The organism is Lysobacterales bacterium, assembly GCA_014946745.1.
Taxonomy (GTDB): domain Bacteria; phylum Pseudomonadota; class Gammaproteobacteria; order Xanthomonadales; family Xanthomonadaceae; genus Aquimonas.
Genome location: JADCRD010000003.1, coordinates 439,542 through 458,174, shown reverse-complemented (window position 1 = coordinate 458,174; position 18,633 = coordinate 439,542). Strand labels below are relative to the sequence as shown.

Annotated in this window: 16 protein-coding genes; 13 read left to right on the top strand and 3 right to left on the bottom strand. The window is 67.6% G+C overall.

The genetic code is table 11. From position 1 onward, the window contains the following. Nucleotides 1-208: 208 nt before the first annotated feature. Together H4O13_17695 and H4O13_17690 are read right to left on the bottom strand one after the other, a co-directional pair. Nucleotides 209-844: a hypothetical protein gene (locus tag H4O13_17695; GenBank protein ID MBE5317231.1), complete on the bottom strand. Its 636-nt coding sequence runs from the start codon at nt 842-844 to the stop codon at nt 209-211. Nucleotides 845-1,358: 514 nt separating this feature from the next. Beyond that, nucleotides 1,359-3,506, bottom strand: a complete 2,148-nt coding sequence (locus tag H4O13_17690) for an adenosylcobalamin-dependent ribonucleoside-diphosphate reductase (protein ID MBE5317230.1) — start codon at nt 3,504-3,506, stop codon at nt 1,359-1,361. A 931-nt stretch (nt 3,507-4,437) separates the two neighbouring features. Here H4O13_17690 and H4O13_17685 point away from each other — a divergent pair. Both H4O13_17685 and H4O13_17680 read left to right on the top strand, forming a co-directional pair. Next, nucleotides 4,438-5,859 carry a Do family serine endopeptidase gene (locus H4O13_17685; GenBank protein MBE5317229.1) on the top strand — a complete coding sequence of 474 codons (1,422 nt, stop codon included), beginning with the start codon at nt 4,438-4,440 and terminating at the stop codon, nt 5,857-5,859. Between the two features lie 464 nt (nt 5,860-6,323). Next, a complete protein-coding gene (locus tag H4O13_17680; GenBank protein MBE5317228.1) occupies nt 6,324-7,019 on the top strand; it encodes an HAD family hydrolase in 696 nt (231 codons plus the stop codon). 353 nt (nt 7,020-7,372) lie between these two features. Here the strand turns inward: H4O13_17680 and H4O13_17675 are convergent, their stop codons facing one another. Then, complete coding sequence (locus H4O13_17675; protein ID MBE5317227.1) at nt 7,373-8,299, bottom strand: aldo/keto reductase; 927 nt, start codon at nt 8,297-8,299, stop codon at nt 7,373-7,375. A gap of 855 nt (nt 8,300-9,154) precedes the next feature. On the opposite strand from H4O13_17675, the gene ruvC reads away from it, so the two are divergent. The 11 genes from ruvC (at nt 9,155) to queE (ending at nt 18,561) form a co-directional block, all read left to right on the top strand. After that, nucleotides 9,155-9,691 (top strand): crossover junction endodeoxyribonuclease RuvC, encoded by a 537-nt coding sequence (gene ruvC, locus H4O13_17670; GenBank protein MBE5317226.1) that lies wholly within the window; start codon nt 9,155-9,157, stop codon nt 9,689-9,691. Further along, a complete protein-coding gene (ruvA, locus tag H4O13_17665) occupies nt 9,688-10,290 on the top strand; it encodes a Holliday junction branch migration protein RuvA (protein ID MBE5317225.1) in 603 nt (200 codons plus the stop codon). The genes ruvC and ruvA overlap by 4 nt, the downstream gene beginning before the upstream one ends. 642 nt (nt 10,291-10,932) lie before the next feature. Continuing rightward, complete coding sequence (ruvB, locus tag H4O13_17660; protein ID MBE5317224.1) at nt 10,933-11,961, top strand: Holliday junction branch migration DNA helicase RuvB; 1,029 nt, start codon at nt 10,933-10,935, stop codon at nt 11,959-11,961. Further along, on the top strand, nt 11,961-12,398 hold the full coding sequence (gene ybgC / locus H4O13_17655) for a tol-pal system-associated acyl-CoA thioesterase (GenBank protein ID MBE5317223.1): 438 nt from the start codon (nt 11,961-11,963) through the stop codon (nt 12,396-12,398). The genes ruvB and ybgC overlap by 1 nt, the downstream gene beginning before the upstream one ends. Before the next feature lie 23 nt (nt 12,399-12,421). After that, nucleotides 12,422-13,108, top strand: coding sequence for a protein TolQ (tolQ, locus tag H4O13_17650; GenBank protein ID MBE5317222.1), 687 nt, complete (start codon nt 12,422-12,424; stop codon nt 13,106-13,108). 27 nt (nt 13,109-13,135) lie between these two features. Further along, the gene (gene tolR, locus H4O13_17645; GenBank protein ID MBE5317221.1) at nt 13,136-13,555 is read left to right on the top strand and encodes a protein TolR; all 420 of its coding nucleotides are present in this window, start codon (nt 13,136-13,138) and stop codon (nt 13,553-13,555) included. A gap of 19 nt (nt 13,556-13,574) precedes the next feature. Further along, a complete protein-coding gene (gene tolA, locus H4O13_17640; protein ID MBE5317220.1) occupies nt 13,575-14,519 on the top strand; it encodes a cell envelope integrity protein TolA in 945 nt (314 codons plus the stop codon). A 154-nt stretch (nt 14,520-14,673) separates the two neighbouring features. After that, on the top strand, nt 14,674-15,999 hold the full coding sequence (tolB, locus tag H4O13_17635; GenBank protein ID MBE5317219.1) for a Tol-Pal system beta propeller repeat protein TolB: 1,326 nt from the start codon (nt 14,674-14,676) through the stop codon (nt 15,997-15,999). 274 nt (nt 16,000-16,273) lie between these two features. Beyond that, complete coding sequence (gene pal / locus H4O13_17630; GenBank protein MBE5317218.1) at nt 16,274-16,783, top strand: peptidoglycan-associated lipoprotein Pal; 510 nt, start codon at nt 16,274-16,276, stop codon at nt 16,781-16,783. Further along, nucleotides 16,783-17,721, top strand: a complete 939-nt coding sequence (gene ybgF / locus H4O13_17625) for a tol-pal system protein YbgF (protein MBE5317217.1) — start codon at nt 16,783-16,785, stop codon at nt 17,719-17,721. Before pal ends, ybgF begins: the two co-directional genes overlap by 1 nt. A 102-nt stretch (nt 17,722-17,823) precedes the next feature. Next, entirely contained in the window at nt 17,824-18,561 is a 738-nt protein-coding gene (gene queE, locus H4O13_17620; GenBank protein ID MBE5317216.1) for a 7-carboxy-7-deazaguanine synthase QueE, read from the top strand. Nucleotides 18,562-18,633 lie beyond the last annotated feature (72 nt).

Here is an 18,633-nt window from a genome sequence, read left to right as displayed (position 1 = left end):
CATCCGTTGCCAGTGGCAGTGGATGAGCGATCCGCCCCGCCCCACGGGGAGAGGGGTTCAATGCGTTGCCTGTCGCGGGAGCGGGCTGGGGGCCTGCTTCGCGCCTTGGCTTGGGTGTTCTGCCGGCCCTGGGCGGCGTGCGCCTGGGGTTTGGGCGGTGGGGGTTCACCCGCCGCCGGTCATGCGGCGGCGGGTGTTCCCTCCGGGGTTACTTCGCCGCTTTCTTGGGGGCGGCTTTCTTGGCAGGGGCGGCTTTCTTGGCGGCCGCTTTTTTCGCTGGGGCTTTCTTTGCTGCGGCCTTGGCGGGGGCTTTCTTCGCCGGGGCTTTCTTGGCGACGGCCTTCTTCACTGCGGCGACTTTCTTCGCTGCGGCCTTCTTGGCAGGGGCGGCTTTCTTGGCCGCTGCCTTCTTCGCCGGTGCGGCTTTCTTGGCGGCGGCCTTCTTGACCGGAGCAGCCTTCTTCGCCGGGGCGGTCTTCTTGGCTACGGCCTTCTTGGCGGCGGCGACCTTCTTCTTCGCGGTCTTCACTGCGCCGGAGACGGCCTTCTTGGCTTCGCCGACTTTCTTGTCGACGGCTTTCTTGGCGGCGGCCACCTGTTTCTTCGCCGACTTCACCGCGCCAGAGACCGCCTTCTTGGCTTCGCCGACTTTCTTGTCGACGGCCTTCTTGGCTTTCTTGTACTGGCCTTCGGCCTGCTTCTTCACCTTGGCGGCGCGCTTGGCCACGGCCTGTTCGGCGGCGACCACGGCGTCCTTGGCGTCCTGGGCGAGTTCCTGGGCCTTCTCAGTGACGGCTTCCACCGCTTCGGTCAGGGTCGCGGTTACCCCATTGCCATTGCTCATCTGCCACTCCTCACGTCGATTCGGGACGTTCTAGCTTCGGGCCTGCCCCGCGTGGGGCAGTGGTATCGAGAACATTGACCGCCGCCGGTGCGTCCTGCGCCGGTGGCTGCACGTGCCCGGCGAGACAGGCCGGGCATGCGCGAAGGGGGGCGCCCTTCGCCGCAGGCCGGGTCCGTGGCCTGCGCCGGGCTTCAAGATCAAGCCCTGGGTGTTGTGGTTGCCCCCCTCTCCCCGCGGAAGAGGGGCTGGGCGGAGCGGGACATCGGCATCCTGCGCGCTTTCGCTTCGAACGGCCCCTCACCCCTACCCCTCTCCCGAGGGGAGAGGGGTTTGAAGCTGGGGCTTCGGCAAGTTGGATGACCGGGGCGAGTGTCGAGCTCACGGTGGGCCGGGGCCCACCCGACGCTTTGTCGGGCTGGGCGGGCCAGGGCCCACCCGATGCGCTTCGTCGGGCTGGGCGGGCCAGGGCCCACCCGATGCGCGAACGTTGGGCCACGCGGCGCTCGCGCCTCACTCAGAACTTGCCGTAGTAGCCCTCCTTGAGCGCGTCGAAGAGGTTGGCGGCGGTGTGCATCTCGCCGTCGTATTCAATCTGCTCGTTGCCCTTCACCTCGACCACGCTGCCGTCTTCCAGTTCGAAGCGGTAGGTGGTGTTTTCGAGGTCGGCTTCCTTCACCAGCACGCCCTGGAAGGCGGCGGGGTTGAAGCGGAAGGTGGTGCAGCCCTTCAGGCCTTTCTCGTGGGCGTAGCGGTAAATGTCCTTGAAGTCCTCGTAGGGGTAGTCCGTGGGGACGTTCGCGGTCTTGCTGATCGAGCTGTCCACCCAGATCTGCGCGGCGGCCTGGATGTCGACATGCGCCTTGGGCGTGATGTCGTCGGCGGCGATGAAGTAGTCGGGCAGCTTGGCCTTCTCGTCCTGCGCGTAGGGCATGGCGTCGGGGTTGACCAGGCTGCGGTAGGCCAGCAGCTCGTAGCTGTAGACCTCGACCTTTTCCTTCGACTTCTTGCCTTCGCGGATGACGTTGCGGCTGTAGTGGTGGGCGAAGCTCGGCTCGATGCCGTTGCTGGCGTTGTTGGCCAGCGACAGGCTGATGGTGCCGGTGGGCGCGATCGAGCTGTGGTGGGTGAAGCGGCCGCCTTTCTCGGCCAGCTTGGCCACCAGCTCGGGCGCCACCGTCGCGACCTTCTGCATGTAGCGGCTGTACTTGGCGTGCAGCTCGCGGCCCTTGATGCTGTCGCCGATCTTCCAGCCGTCCTTCGCCATTTCCGGGCGCTTGCGCAGCATCTCGGCGCTGACGCTGAAGTCCTCGTCCATGATCGGCGCGGGGCCTTTCTCTTCGGCCAGCGACAGGGCCACTTCCCAGCCGGCCACGGCCATTTCGCGGGCCACGGCTTCGGTGAACTCGCAGCTCTCCTTGCCGCCGTAGGGCATGCGCAGCATGGTGACGGTGCTGCCGAGGCCGAGGAAGCCCATGCCGTGGCGGCGCTTGCGCAGGATCTCGGCGCGCTGCTGCGGCAGCGGCAGGCCGTTCACCTCCACGACGTTGTCGAGCATGCGGGTGAACACGCGCACGACTTCCTTGTATTCCTCCCAGTCGAAGCGCGCCTTGTCGGTGAAGGCGTCGCGCACGAAGGTGGTGAGGTTGATCGAGCCGAGCAGGCAGGCGCCGTAGGGCGGCAGCGGCTGTTCGCCGCAGGGGTTAGTGGCGCGGATGTTCTCGCACCACCAGTTGTTGTTCATCTCGTTGACGCGGTCGATCAGGATGAAGCCCGGCTCGGCGTAGTCGTACGTCGAGACCATGATCATGTCCCACAGGTGCCGCGCGCGGACGTGGCCGTAGATCTTGCAGGCCACCAGGCCGTCGTCGCGGGTGATGTAGGTGCTGCTGGCCGGCCAGTCGCGCCAGACCACCTGCTCGGCATTGCCGAGGTCGATCTCGTCGGCTTCCTTCTTGTTGACCGGGAACACCAGCGGCCACTCGGCATCCGCCTGCACGGCCTGCATGAACTCGTCGGTGATCAGCAGGGACAGGTTGAACTGGCGCAGGCGGCCGTCTTCGCGCTTGGCCTTGATGAAGTCCTTCACGTCGGGGTGGGACACGTCGAAGGTGCCCATCTGCGCGCCGCGGCGGCCGCCGGCGCTGCTGACGGTGAAGCACATCTTGTCGTAGATATCCATGAAGGACATCGGGCCCGAGGTGTAGGCGCCGGCACCCGCAACGAAGGCGCCCTTGGGGCGCAGGGTGCTGAACTCATAGCCGATACCGCAGCCGGCCTTGAGCGTCAGCCCGGCCTCGTGGACTTTCTCGAGGATGCCGTCCATCGAGTCGGGGATGGTGCCCGAGACGGTGCAGTTGATCGTGCTGGTGGCGGGCTTGTGCTCCAGCGCCCCGGCGTTGGAGGTGATGCGGCCGGCGGGGATCGCACCGCGGCGCAGCGCCCACAGGAAGCGCTCGTACCAGTACTTCTGCTTTTCGACGGTGGGCTCGGCGTCGGCCAGGGCCCGCGCGACGCGCTTGTAGGTGTCGTCGATGCTGGCATCGACGGGCTCGCCCTTCTTGGTCTTGAGCCGGTACTTCTTGTCCCAGATGTCCCAGGACGCAGGCTGGAGCTCGATTACTTTGGCCTCGTTACGTACCGCTTCAAGCCGAACGCTGCTCATCCAATTTCGCCTCTTTCTTGTGGCCGCAGCACCGGGGCTTTCGTCGAACCGGACCTGGGCTGCGCTGCGCGCGCAGCGCCCGGCACGATCGGAGGGGGGCGCTGTGAGCGCGCCGGTCGCGATACGTGCTGGGGTCCGGGCGATTTCGGGCTGCCCTGCGCCTCGACTGATGGGTTCTTGTTGTGCGTCGAGCCCTTCATGGGGCTCGCTTCTTCCGTTGCAGCGACCACCGCCCCCCGGCCAGTGCCTGCTGCTTCGGGTCTCCCGTTGTACCGCTTGGGTTTGCTACCGAGTTCGCCCTGCCCCTGCCTGCCTGCGTGCTGGCCGCCTGATCCGTGTTTCGCCGGGCTGGCGTAGTGTCTGACCTGGGCAGCAACCCCAATCTGTAGGGTTTCGCATAGGGCGAGACCACAAGATCTAGTGGACAACGGCCTCGTACGCTACGCCCGGAAAAAACGGGTGTCAACGCAAAAAACTGTGGAAAACCGCTTGAACGAGCGCGCGTTTTATGAAGCCCTTGCGGCATCGGGAATTGCGCGGTGCCGCGTCTTCGCCCACCGCCGGCAGCGGCGTGAAGGGCGCATGCAGAGCATGGGGTCATCGGGCGGGTCTTGAGCCAACGGAGCGGTGCTTCCATGCCGGTCGCGACCGGGGCGAAGGGCGAAGCCGCGGCAAGGGTCAAAACCGGGGCGAGGGTCGAGGCCATGCATCTCCGCGCGCCATAGGGTGGGTCTTGACCCACCGCAGCGGTGCCTCCTCCCAGGTCGCGCGCAGGGCACACGGAGCGCGGGTTTGAAGCGGTGCAGGGCATCCCCACCTTGCGCACGACCGAACAGGCCAGCGCGCCGATCGCCTCGCGACGGAACCTGTACCGCCGCCTTCGGTCTGCATCGCCCGTTCGAACACTGCCCCGCCCCCAGGGAGAGACCTCATGCCCCACGCCCACGCGCGCCCCGCCGTGATCGCCGTCCGCCTGCGCAGCGCCGCCTTCGGCGCTTTGCTGACCTTGGCCGCGATCGGCCTGTTCGCCCTCGCTCAGCACGTGCTGCGTCCGGCGAATGCGGCCCTGCCGGCGGTAGTGGAGGGCCAGCCCCTGCCCTCGCTGGCGCCGATGCTGGAGCGCGTCACCCCAGCGGTGGTCAACATCCACAGCAAGACCGTGGTGCGGGTGCGCAACCCGATGGCCGAAGACCCCTTCTTCCGCCACTTCTTCGGCCTGCCGATGGTGCCGCAGGAGCGCGTGCAGCAGTCGCTGGGTTCCGGCGTGATCGTCAACGCCCGCGAGGGCCTGGTGCTGACCAACAACCATGTGATCGAAGGCGCCGATGACATCCGCGTGACCCTGGCCGACGGCCGCACGGTGACGGCCGAATTCGTCGGCTCGGACCCGGACACCGACGTCGGCGTGCTGCGCATCCCCGCCGAGGACCTCGCCGAGCTGCCGCTGGCCAGCGGCGAAGCGCTGCGCGTGGGCGATTTCGTGGTGGCCGTGGGCAACCCCTTCGGCCTCGGCCAGACGGTAACCTCGGGCATCGTCTCGGCGCTGGGCCGCTCGGGCCTGCAGGGCTTGGCCTACCAGAACTTCATCCAGACCGACGCCAGCATCAACCCCGGCAACTCCGGCGGCGCCCTGGTCAACCTGCGCGGCGAGCTGGTTGGCATCAACACCGCGATCTTCAGCCCCTCGGGCGGCAACGTCGGCATCGGCTTCGCGATTCCGGCCGAGCTGGCCAACGAGATCATGCGCCAGCTGCTGGACACCGGCCGCGTGCAGCGCGGCAGCCTGGGCATCGAGACCCAGGCCATCACCCCGCAGCTGGCGGCGATGCTGGATGTGGAAGGCGCGCGCGGCGCGGTGGTGACGCGCGTGCGACCGGGCTCGCCGGCCGCCGAGGCCGGACTGCAGCCGGGCGATGTGATCACCGCTATTGCCCAGCAGCCGGTCGACAGCCCGCAGACCCTGCACAACAAAGAGGGCCTGCTGCCGGTGGGCGAGCCCATCACCCTCGAATACCTGCGCGAGGGCCGCAGCCAGCGCATCGAGCTGCGCCTGAAGCCGCAGCTGAGCCAGCTGCTGGGCAGCGCGCTCGATCCGCGCCTCGACGGCGCCGAGTTCACCGCCCTGCCGCAGCGTTCGCGCCAGCAGGGCGTGTCCGGCATCCGCGTGGAGCGCGTCGCCGACGGCAGCCGCGCGGCGCGCAGCGGTCTGGCCGCGGGCGACCTCGTCACCGGCGTCAACCGCTTCCGCATCGACAGCCTCGACACCTTCGGCGAGGTGATCGAGATGCGCCCCCAGCAGCTCGCGCTCAGCGTGGTGCGTGGGCGCCGCAGCGGGGTGGTGGTAATGGAGTAAGGGCGGGAATAGGGAATAGGGAATAGGGAATAGGGAATCGCAGGGCTCGCGAGCACTGCGAGGCATCGCAAGACCTTCTTCCTCCCCTCTCCCCTTGTGGGAAAGGGGTCGGGGGAGAGGGGCTGAGCCTGACGCAAGCCACACCCCCTCTCTCCAACCTCTCTCCCTCCAGGGGAGAGGGGCTCAGAGCGAGCATAGGGTGGGTCTTGACCCACCGGAGCCCAAGCCTCGCCTCAGCGCGCGTGCCGCAAACCACGAGGGCGTGATCACGCCCACGGAATGCCTTTCGATGCGTCGAAGCTTCGGTGGGTCAAGACCCACCCTATGGCGCCATGCGGGTGCGCACCGCGTCGTGTATCGGCGGGTTGGCAGCCACGCCATCGATCGGCCGCAGCGTCCTCACGTCCGCCTGCACGGCGTGAGGACTACCATGCCCACCTTGGCCTTCGCGAAGCTCGACCGTTTTGAACGACATCCGCGCCATCACGCTCGACCTCGACGACACCCTGTGGCCGGTCTGGCCGGCCATCGAAGCGGCCGAACGCGAGCTGCACGCCTGGCTGCAGCGGCACGCGCCGGCGACTGCGCGCGCTTATCCGATCGAACGCATGCGCGCGCTGCGGGCGCAGGTCTACGAAGACCATCCGCACCTCGCCCACGACTTCTGCGAGCAGCGGATGATTTCGCTGCGGATGGCGCTGAGCGAAGGCGGTGACGATCCGGCGCGTGCTGAGGAAGCCTTCGAGGTGTTCTACGCCGCGCGCAATCGCGTCGAGCTCTACGTCGACAGCCTGCCCGCGCTGCAGCGCCTGTCAGCGCGTCTGCCGCTGGCGGCGCTGACCAATGGCAACGCCTGCATCCATCGGATCGGCCTGTCCGCGCATTTCCAGTTTTCGCTGGGCGCGCGCGAGCACGGCGCGGCCAAGCCGGACCCGAGCATCTTCCACGCCGCCTGCGCGCGCCTCGGCCTCGCGCCGCATCAGGTGCTGCACGTCGGCGACGACCCGCACATGGACGTGCTCGGCGCCCGCCGCGCCGGCCTGCACGCGGTCTGGATCAACCGCCGCGACGAGACCTGGGAACACGCCGAAAAGCCCGACCTCGAAGTGCGCAGCCTCGATGAGCTAGTGCACTGGCTGGAGCGCGCGTCGGCGGCATAGTTTCATCGAGAGTTTCGAGCGCGCAGCTCGCTGACTCGGTGCGGCCGTGGCTATGCCTCGCGTGCGCGCTGTCCACCGACGTCAACCGCCCCGCTTGACCGGATGAGCGCTTCGCTCCGCTTTCGCTCTCAAGAAACAAGAGCTTTGGCCCCACACCCAACGCGATGGAGGCCATTTGCCGCGGCTTCCCGAGGAAGCCCGGCTGTTTGCAGGAGCGAGCTTGCTCGCGACCCGCAGGGGGTGCGCAGAGCGCAGGCTGCGGTCGCCTGCAAGCAGGCTCCTAGGAACAGCGCGAAGCGGTGCGTTCACGTTTCATCGGGAACACCCGACCGCGACGCGGGTCTGAGAAGTCCTCAACGATTCACCAGGGCCATCCCCTCAGGCGGGTAGCGCCCACCGCTGATCTCGATGGAGGCCAGCTCGCCGCGGATGCGCTCGACCCACGCAGGCGACAGCCTGACCTGCAGCGCGCCGAGGTTCTCCTCCAGCCGCGCCACCGAACGCGTGCCGGGAATCGGCACGATGTCCTCGCCCTGCGCCAGCAGCCAGGCGAGCGCCAGTTGCGCCGGCGTGCAGCCAAGCTCGCCCGCCCAGGCGCGCACCTGCTCGACCAGGGCCTGATTGCGCGCGGCGTTGTCGGCGCGGAAGCGCGGGTGTGCGCGGCGGCGATCCGTGGCATCGAGCTGCTCGGCGCTGGCGATCGCGCCGGTGAGAAAGCCGCGGCCCAGCGGACTGTAGGGCACGAAGCCGATGCCCAGCTCACGGCAGGTCGGCAGCACGTCGGCTTCGACATCGCGCGACCACAGCGAATACTCGGTCTGCAGGGCCGCGATCTTCGCCACCTTGGAGGCGCGCCGCAGGGTCTCGGCGCCGGCCTCGGACAGGCCCAGATGCCGCACCTTGCCGGCCTCGACCAGACGCTGCATGGCGCCGACGGTGTCCTCGATCGGCACGTCGGGATCGACGCGGTGCTGGTAGTAGAGGTCGATGCAGTCGACGCCAAGCCGCGCCAGGCTGGCCTCGCAGGCGACGTACACATACTCGGGCCGCCCGCAGATGCCGACCGCGCGGCCGTCCGGCGCGCGCACGTTGCCGAACTTGGTCGCCAGCACGACCTCATCGCGGCGCGTCTTCAGCACGTCGGACAGCAGACGCTCGTTGGCGCCGCAGCCGTACATGTCGGCGGTGTCGATGAAGTTGACGCCGAGATCCAGCACCCGATGCAGCACCGCGAGATTGCTGGCGTGGTCGGACGGCCCATAGAAATCGGACATGCCCATCGCGCCGAAGCCGAGCGCGGCGACTTCGAGGCCTTCGGCGAGGCGGCGACGGTGAAGTGGTGGGGTGGGCATACGCTGATCTCCGGGGCTTCGAGGCCACACGCTGCGCGGCCGAAGCGAGCGATGCCAGTGCGAAAGGCTGGGGCGGCGAGTGCATGCGAGTCCTCGTTGACCGCATGCCGGCGTTTACGCGCGGCCGGGAGGAAATGGCGAGGTGGCTCGGCCGCTGAGCACGAAACCGTCGTTCCGGTCGGACCATGCGTTTGCCAGTGGCTGTTCTTGCCTTCGCCTCTGAGGCGCGACGTGCGGCGCTGGCAGCGTTGCCGGTGGCCGCCGACGAGACGGCGAGCCCAAGCGATGAAAGCGCTGGGAAACAGGAAACGCGAGCCTACGCGAGCCTTTGCCCCCTCTCCCCAACCCCTCTCCCGCCAGGGGAGAGGGGCTCGCATCGGGCCCATGTCGCTGTCGTCGAGGCATCACACCACTGCGACGCTTCAATGCCGAACACAGACACCTGCCACACCACGTCACGCCATCCAGAGACGTCGCGCGATTCCGAATCCCGTCTTCCATTGCCGGATCCCGAAGCAACATCCCGCGGCATAGAGGATTCCCGCGCAGGTCGAAGCGTTCGTCCGCGACACGAGGCGCCGGCCGGGCGTGTGAGAATCGCATCCGCATGAAGCCGAGGATTCCGAAATTGGAGATGCATCGACCACCGCCGCGCACACCGCAGTCGCGCTTCCTCACCCGGGCCGAGCGCACCACGCCTCGGGCCCAGAACGCGAAACGCGGGCAGGCTGCGAATCCCGAATCCCCAATCCCCAATCCCGGCGCGGCCGAGCAGGCCGCGGCGTGAGCACCCGTATCCTCGGCATCGACCCCGGCTCGGTCCGCACCGGCGTCGGCATTGTGGATGCCGACAGCACCGGCCGCTGCGTGCATGTGCATCACGAGGCGCTTCACGTGGGACTGGAGGACGAGTTCCCGAAGCGCCTGCGCGGGATTCTCGACGGCCTGTGGTCGCTGATCGATCGCTTCGCCCCGCATGAGGTCGCGATCGAGCGCGTGTTCCTGTCGCGCAATCCGGACTCGGCGCTGAAGCTGGGCCAGGCGAGAGGCGCGGCGATCTGCGCCGTGGTGGCGCGCGATATCGGCGTGCACGAGTACTCGCCCATGCAGATCAAGGGCGCCGTGGTCGGCCGCGGTGCCGCCGACAAGACCCAGGTGCAGCACATGGTCGGCGTGCTGCTCGGCATCGACGGCAAACTGCAGGCCGACGCCGCCGACGCGCTGGCGGTAGCGATCACCCACGCGCATACCCGGACCCTGGCCGCCCGCACCGGCGTGGCGGCTTCCCAACTCATTCGACGTCGAGGCAGCAGACGATGATCGGTCGCTTGCGCGGCACCCTGATCCACAAGGCCCCTCCGCAGATCGTGGTCGACGTGCACGGCGTCGGCTACGAGCTGGAGGCGCCGATGAGCACCTTCTATGACCTGCCCGAGGTCGGCCGCGAGGTCAGCCTGTTCACCCACTACGCGCAGAAGGAAGACTCGGTTTCGCTCTACGGGTTCCTGAAGGACGGCGAGCGCCGGCTGTTCCGCGAGCTGCAGAAGGTCACTGGCATCGGCGCCAAGATCGCGCTGGCCGTGCTCTCGGGCGTGTCGGTGGACGAGTTCGCGCGCCTGCTGCAAGCCGGCGACGTCACCGCACTCACGCGCATTCCCGGCATCGGCAAGAAGACCGCCGAGCGCATGCTGGTCGAGCTGCGCGACAAGGCCTCGAACATGGGCGGCAGCGGCCTGAGCTTCGTGCCGACGCCGGGTGCCGCAGTACCCGCTGACCCCTTGAGCGAGGCGATCGTGGCCCTGCAGCAGCTGGGCTACAAGGGCGTGGAAGCCCAGCGCATGGCCGAGAAGGCACGCGAGGAAGGCGATACAGCCGAGGCGATCATTCGCAAGGCTCTCAAGTCCGCGCTGCGGACTTGAGAGCCTGGGATGTGGGAGTGGGGATTCGTTTTCGGGCACCTGCCGCTGCCGCGGGGTGAGATCGCAGGCTACGGACTGCAGTGGCTGAAGTTGAGCAGTTCTGGGGCCTGGAATTGAGGTCGGAACTGGAGTTTGCGCCCCTCTCCCGGTGGGAGAGGGGTTGGGGAGAGGGTCCGGGCGGAGCACAAGCTCCACACCACGGGCCAGACATCCTCATGGGCGTCTCCAAGCACCCGTTGAGGACACCCAGCCCTCACCCCAACCCCGTCCTTCGCGTCGCTCGCGCTCATCGGCCCGTGGGCTGCCGCCGGCAGCCCACGAGCGGGCCGCTTCGCTCCACGCGGAGAGGGGCTCAGGTTCGTGACCCTGCGATGCACCGCTCCGCCCTGCCCCTCACCCCAACCCCTCTCCCGGCGGGAGAGGGGCTCAGATCGGTGACTTTGGGCTGCGAGCCCTCCTCCCAGCGGGAGAACACTCCGAAGCGGAGCCCGGCGCTGCTGCCTGCGCCCGCGAGGCCCGCCGACCGAACGCTCCGCTCTTCCCCCCAACCCCGTAAACTGCCGCGCTGCATAAGGGACCCCAGCAGCCTGCACCCCGCCGGCCGCGAATCCCCACTCCCGAATCCCCAATCCCCGCCCCCAAGTGACCGAAAGAATCGTCTCCCCCGAGGAATCCCTCGACGAAGCCCGGCTTGAGGCTTCGATCCGGCCGCGCGTGCTCGATGACTATCTCGGGCAGCTGCCGGTGCGGGAGCAGATGAAGATCTACATCGAGGCGGCGAAGAAGCGCGGCGAAGCCATGGATCACGTGCTGATCTTCGGGCCGCCGGGCTTGGGCAAGACCACGCTCAGCCATGTGATCGCCAACGAGCTGGGCGTGAATCTGCGGCAGACCTCGGGGCCGGTGATCGAACGCGCCGGCGACCTCGCGGCCCTGCTGACCAATCTGCAGCCGCACGACGTGCTGTTCATCGACGAGATCCATCGGCTCTCGCCGGTGGTCGAGGAAATCCTCTATCCGGCGATGGAGGACTACCAGATCGACATCATGATCGGCGAGGGCCCGGCGGCGCGCTCGATCAAGCTCGACCTGCCGCCCTTCACCCTGATCGGTGCGACCACGCGCGCGGGCCTGCTCACCAGTCCGCTGCGCGACCGCTTCGGCATCGTCCAGCGCCTGGAGTTCTACTCGCCGGAGGAGCTCACCGCGATCGTGCGGCGCTCGGCGCGCATCCTCAACATCCAGTGCGCGCCGGAAGGCGCCGCCGAGATCGCGCGCAGATCGCGCGGCACCCCGCGCATCGCCAACCGCCTGTTGCGGCGCGCCCGCGACTTCGCCCAGGTGCGCGCCGAAGGCGTGATCACGCTGGAGGCCGCGCAGGCCGCCATGGCCATGGTCAAGGTCGACGCCGAGGGCTTCGACGATCTCGATCGTCGCCTGCTGAAGACGATTGTCGAAAGCTTCGACGGCGGCCCGGTTGGCGTGGAGTCGCTGGCCGCCGCGCTCAGCGAAGACCGCGGCACCATCGAGGACGTGGTCGAACCCTATCTGATCCAGCAGGGCTATCTGGTGCGCACCGCGCGCGGCCGCATGGCCACCAGCCGCACCTGGAAGATGCTGGGCCTGAAACCCCAGGGCGGCCCACCGCCCGATCTGTTCTCGGGCGACTGATGCAGACGTCCAGCGGCGGAAACATTCAACGCGAATTCAGCTGGCCCGTGCGGGTTTACTGGGAAGATACCGACGCTGGCGGGGTGGTCTACCATGCCAGCTACGTTCGATTCCTGGAGCGCGGCCGCAGCGAATGGCTGCGCGCGCTGGGCATCCACCAGCAGGCGCTCGCGACGGACCGCGACCTGCTGTTCGCGATCCGCGCGATGCAGCTCGATTTTCTGCGCGCGGCACGGCTGGACGATGAACTCACAGTGCGCACCTCGATGAAGTCGCGGCGCGGCGCCAGCCTGGTGTTCGAGCAAGGCATCTGGCGCAGCGACGAACTGGTGCTGCGCGCCGAAGTGCGCGCGGTGTGTCTGGTGGCCAGCAGCTTCCGGCCGCAGCCACTGCCCGACGATCTGTTCACCGACGTAGAAACCCATTCCCTGTTCTGAAGGCTACGGAGCACACCGCCACCATGCCCATCTCGCAAAACATCAACGTGCTGGATCTGATCCTGCACGCCAGCCTGCCGGTGCAGCTCGTCATGCTGCTGCTCGTGCTGGGTTCGATTTCGTCGTGGGTGATCATCCTCATGAAGAAGCGCGTACTCGACCGCGCCTTCAAGGGGGCCGACGCTTTTGAGGAGCGCTTCTGGTCGGGCACCGACATGAGCGCGCTGATGCGCGAGCTGGGCAACCAGGATGAGCGCGCCAGTGGCCTTTCGGCGATCTTCGAGGCGGGCTTCCGCGAGTTCGCGCGGCTGCGCCAGAAGAAGGGCATGGACAACCGTACCCAGCTCGAGGGCGCGCAGCGCGCCATGCGCACGGCCCTGTCGCGCGAGATGGACTCGCTGGAGCACAACCTCGAGTACCTCGCCAACGTGGGCTCGATCAGCCCCTACGTCGGCCTGTTCGGCACGGTCTGGGGCATCATGATCAGCTTCATCGGCCTGGCCGACGTCAAGGAGGCCACCATCGCCACGGTCGCCCCCGGCATCGCCGAGGCCCTGATCGCCACCGCCATGGGCCTGTTCGCGGCGATCCCGGCGGTGTGGGCCTACAACCGCTACGCCACCCGCGTCGAGCGCATCCACACGCGCTACGAGACCTTCGCCGAAGAGTTCTCGACCATCCTGCAGCGTCACGCCCACGTCGACGACTGATCGCGCGGCCCCGGAGCATCCATCGCCATGCGCAAGCGCACCAAGCGCAAGCTGAAAAACGAGATCAACGTCGTCCCCTACATCGACGTGATGCTCGTGCTGTTGATCATCTTCATGGTCACCGCGCCGCTGTTGAACCTGGGCGTGGAAATCGAACTGCCTGAGTCGAACGCGCGCCCGGTCGAGACGCAGAAGGACCCGATCATCGTCGAGGTCTCCTCCGACGGCCGCTTCTTCCTCACCCTGCAGGGCGCCGCTGCCGAGGAGATCGACGCGGAGAGTCTGGTCGCCAAGGTCGGCGCCTTCGTGCGCAACAACCCCGAAGTGCAGGTGATGGTGGCAGGCGACCGCCGCACCGACTACGGCACCGTCTATCAGGGCATGGTGCTGCTGCAGCAGGCCGGCGTCACCAAGGTCGGGCTGATGAGCAAGCCCGAGGCGAACTGACAGGGCCGCCAGACGCGCAATGGAAACCCGCGAGGACAAGCTGGTCTCACTGGTGCTGGCGATCAGCCTGCATCTGGCCCTGTTCGGCCTGCTGTTCGTCGGCATGCTGTGGCAGAAGCCGCCAGAGTCGCCGTCGGTCCGCGGCGAACCGATCACTGCGACCCTGGTGATGGGCGGTGCGCAGCCGTCCGCACCGACACCGCCTCGTCCCGCGCGCCAGGCCGAGCGCGAGATCGCGCCTGCACCGCAGCCGACGCCTTCGCCCAGCCCGCAGACAGCCGAAGCCCCGCCGCAGGCCGCACCGCAGGCGCCGGTGCCCACGCCTGATACCGAAGATGCCGAAAGGGCCGCGCGCAACGCGCTGGCCGAAGCCGAGCGGCTGGAGCAGGAACAGCGCGAGAAGCGCCGCCAGGAGCAGGTGCTGCTTGAGCAGCAGGCGCAGGAAGAAGCCCAGCGCCTGCAGCGCCTGCGCGAGCAGCAGCAGCGCGAGCAGCAAGCCGAGCTCGACAAGATCCGCCAGCAGCGCGAGGCCGCTGAACGCCAGCGCCGGATCGAAGAGGAGCGACTGAAGCAGCTGGAAGACAGGCGCAATCAGCAGAACGCGCAGAACCGTCCGGGCAATTCGGATCGCGAACAGCCGGCGACGCAGAACGTGGCGGAGGTGGGCAATCGCGGCACCGATGACAGCCTGCTGGGGCGGTATCAAGTCGCAATCCAGCAAAGCGTGCAGCGCAACTGGCTACGCCCCGAAACCGCCCAAGCCGGCATCCGCTGCACGGTCGACATCGTCCAGATTCCAGGCGGAGAGGTGATCAGCGCTTCGGTCGCTTCGCCCTGCAACGCCGACGAACTGACCCGCCGTTCGATCGAAGCCGCGGTGATGAAGGCGAATCCGCTGCCTTACGAGGGCTTCCAGTCGGTGTTCACCCGCCAGGTTCGCTTCACGTTCCGCTTCGACGGTTGAAGGCCCAGCGCCGGAAGCTCATCCGCACGGGGGCCTCCGTTCAGCTTCGCGGCGGCCCCTGGTGTAATGTTCGCGCTTCACGCTAACCCTCGGTTCCAGTCGCCTTTCGAGGCCCGCTGGCCCGCGGCTGCGCCCATCGCACTCCAGGCCCGACATGACCCCGACGCTGCCCCGCATCGCTGCCCTGCTGATCGCCGCCTGCGCTCTGTTGGCTCTGTCCACCGCGCAGGCGCAGCGGCTGGAGATCGACATCGTCGATGGCAATGCAGCGGCGCTGCCGATCGCCATCGTGCCCTTCGAGTACCTGGGCGCGGGCGCAGCGCCCGAAACCGACATCGGCGCGGTGATCCGCTCCAATCTCAACCGCAGCGGCTCGTTCCGTGCGCTTTCCGAGCAGGACGTCATCGAGAAGCCGATCCGCTCGGCTGACGTCAACTACGCCACCTGGCGTCTGTTGAAGCAAGACTTCCTGGTCGTGGGTCGGGTGCTGGACGGCACCGACGGCGGCTACCGCGTCGAGTTCGAACTGCTTGACGTCGCCAAGCAGGAGCGCATGCTGGGACTCGCCATGATCGGCCGCTCCGGCAGCCTGCGTGACGTCTCCCATCAGATCTCCGACCAGATCTACGAACGTGTCCTGGGGGTGCGTGGCGCCTTCTGGACGCGGATCGCCTACGTGACCGCGACGGGCCTGGGCCGCGAAATGCAGTACGCGCTGATGGTCGCCGACGCCGACGGCTTCAATCCGCAGCCGGTGGTGCGCTCGCGCGAGCCGCTGCTATCGCCGGCCTGGAGCCCCGACGGCCGTCGCATCGCCTATGTGAGCTTCGAACGCGGCAATTCCTCGATCTACATCCAGGACATCGGCACCGGCCAGCGTGAGCTGGTGGCCAGCTACCGCGGCATCAACGGCGCGCCCAGCTTCTCGCCCGACGGCAGCAAACTGGCGCTGACCCTGTCGCGCACAGGGAACCCCGAGATCTACGTGATGGACCTCGGCAGCAAGCAGCTGACGCAACTGACCCAGCACTGGGGCATCGACACCGAGCCTACCTGGGCGCCGGACGGCAGCTCGATCTTCTTCACCTCCGACCGTGCCGGCAAGCCCCAGATCTATGAGCTGCCGGCGTCCGGCGGCGAGGCCCGCCGGGTGACTTTCCTTGGCGAATACAACGCCCGCCCCACGATCTGCTGTGAGGGCAAGAAGCTGGCGATGGCGCAGGGTCAGGGAAATGTTTATCGTATTGCGGTTTTGGACCGCACCGTGGGCAACCCCGGCGTCCAGAATCTGGTGTCGGTCGGCAATCTGGACGAGTCGCCGAGCTTTGCCCCGAACGGAAGCATGCTGCTGTACGCCGCCCGCGAGGGTCGTCGTGGCGTTCTCTACGCTGTGTCGGCTGATGCGCGGGTGCGTCAGCGTCTTGTTCTCGCCGATGGTGACGTCCGGGAGCCCGCCTGGTCGCCGTATCGGCAGCGCTGATCGCAGCACGCGCTCAGTGCGTTTCACCCTGGCGTGGCCGTCAAGGTCTGCGCCACCCTCACGACAGGACGTCGTGGGGCATGGTCCGTAAGCCGCAAGGCCTAAGGACGGCGGGAGCAGCCCGGATTCGGTCGCGAGATCGGCGCTGGCGCTGCACTCCGGGTCCAAGCGCTGGAAAGCGTGTGATTCGAAGTTCCCCGCTCGAGGATGGGCTCACCGTTACCGCTGCACCCATAAGACTGCATCCGATCGCAACCCCAAGGACCCTGCTCCAATGAACACGATGACCCGCCTGTTGATCGCCGCCGCGACCGTGGCCGCCCTGGCTGCCTGCTCCAAGAAGGAGACTGTCAAGCCGGAAGAGACCACCACCGCTCCGACCACCACCCAGACGCAGCCGGCCACCGACGGCAAGTACACCCCGGAAGACCTCGACCGTGACCCCTGCCTGGTCAAGCGCGTTGTCTACTTCGACTTCGACAAGTCGGATATCAAGTCCGAGTTCGCTTCGATCCTGGCCTGCCACGCCAAGTACCTGACCGACCGTCCGTCGGCCCGCATCACCCTGGAAGGCCACGCCGACGAGCGCGGCTCGCGCGAGTACAACATGGGTCTGGGCGAGCGCCGCGGCAATGCCGTCAATGGCGCCCTGCTATCGAACGGCGGTTCCGCCAGCCAGCTGACCGTCGTCAGCTACGGCGAAGAGCGTCCGACCTGCACCGATTCCGCCGAGGGTTGCTGGGGCCAGAACCGTCGCGTCGAGATCGTCTACACCGCCCGCTGATGCGCGCGTACAGCCTCCTCGCAGGCTGCCTGGCAACGGCGACCCTCTGGGTCGCCGTTGCCGCTCCGGTGGCCGCCCAAGGTTCCCGTCTGTCGCTGGCCGACCGCGTCGCGCGTTTGGAGCAGCAGCAGGCCGGGGGTGACCAGGCCCAGGCCAATATCCAGCTTCTGAACCAGATCAGCGAGCTGCAGGCGGAGATCGCTTCGCTGCGCGGCCTGGTCGAACAGCAGGCCTTCGAGATCGAAGCCCTGAGCAAGCGCAACCGCGACCAGTACCTCGACCTCGACAGCCGTATCGGCCGTCTTGAGGGCGGCGGCGCGGCGGCACCCGGGTCCGAACCGGAGGCTGGCGCTGGCGCCGATTCGCTCGCGCCGGTGGATGAGATCGCTCTCGACAGCGATGCATCGCAGCCAAGCGCACCGCCCACCGACACCACCACGTTCGAAGAGCCGGAAGTGCGCGCCCCGGTCGAAGGTCTGGTGGGCACGGCCGCTCTGGGCGGCAGCGACACCGCGCCGGCCGCGATTGAAAGCGTGCGCGGCAATCCCGAAGACGAGCGACGCACCTACGACGCCGCTTTCGACGAGCTGAAGGAAGGCCGCTACGCTGAAGCCGCGCGTCGCTTCAACAGCTTTCTGCAGCAGTATCCCGACGGCGAGTACGCGCCCAATGCGCAGTACTGGCTGGGCGAGTCCTACTACGTCACCCAGAACTACGAAATCGCGCTGGAAGCTTTCCAGACCCTGCTACGCAAGTTTCCGAACAGCACCAAAGCGCCTGACGGTCTGCTCAAGCTGGGCTACTGCCAGTACGAGCTGCGCCAGTGGAACGAGGCCGAGGCCACGCTGAACCGGGTGATGCAGCAATACCCCGACACCACCGTCGCACGTCTGGCCCAGGGCCGACTGCGGGCGATGCGGCTGGAAGACCGCCGGTAGAGCCGGCGGTCTTGGGGTTCGGGATTAGGCATTCGCCCGCTTCCACTATCGCTCTAGGGCGCGCTTCGCCCATCTCGCCGAGGCCCTTTCGTTCGGGGCCCGATGAGCACGGAACGCCCAGCCACGAATCCGCTACCCAGTCGTGCGAGCGACAGCGCTGTGAATCCCGAATCCCCAATCCCGAATCCCATCGCCCAGAGCGACCGCCTCCGCCTCACCGAGATCTTCCTGTCCCTGCAGGGAGAATCGCGCAGCGTGGGCTGGCCCACGGTGTTCGTGCGACTGACCGGCTGTCCCCTGCGCTGCGGCTACTGCGATACCGCCTATGCCTTCCACGGCGGTGAATGGTGGGACATCGAGAACATCCTCGTCGAAGTGGCTCGCCACGGCGCGCGCCACGTCTGCGTGACCGGCGGCGAGCCGCTGGCGCAGAAGCGCTGCCTCACCCTGCTCGAACGCCTGTGCGATGTCGGCTACAGCGTCTCTCTGGAAACCTCGGGCGCGATCGACATCGCACCGGTGGATCTGCGCGTGCAGCGGGTCATCGACTTGAAGACGCCCGGTTCGGGCGAACTGGCGAAGAACCGCTGGGAGAACCTCGACCACCTGCAGCCCTCCGACCAGATCAAGTTCGTGGTCTGCGACCGCGCTGACTTCGATTGGGCCATGCGGACCAGCCGCGAGCACCGCCTGCACGAGCGCTGCGAAGTGCTGGTCTCGCCGAGCTTCGGCCAGGTGCAGCCGGCCGAACTGGCCGAGTGGTTGCTGGCCGAGAAGCTGCCGATCCGCTTCCAAATGCAGCTGCACAAGCAGCTGTGGGGGGAGGCGCAGGGTCGCTGAGCGCGCTTGCGCGCGCGGGATTGGGGATTCGGGATTTGGGATTCGCAAGGGGCGGGTTCCGGCCGCCCACTC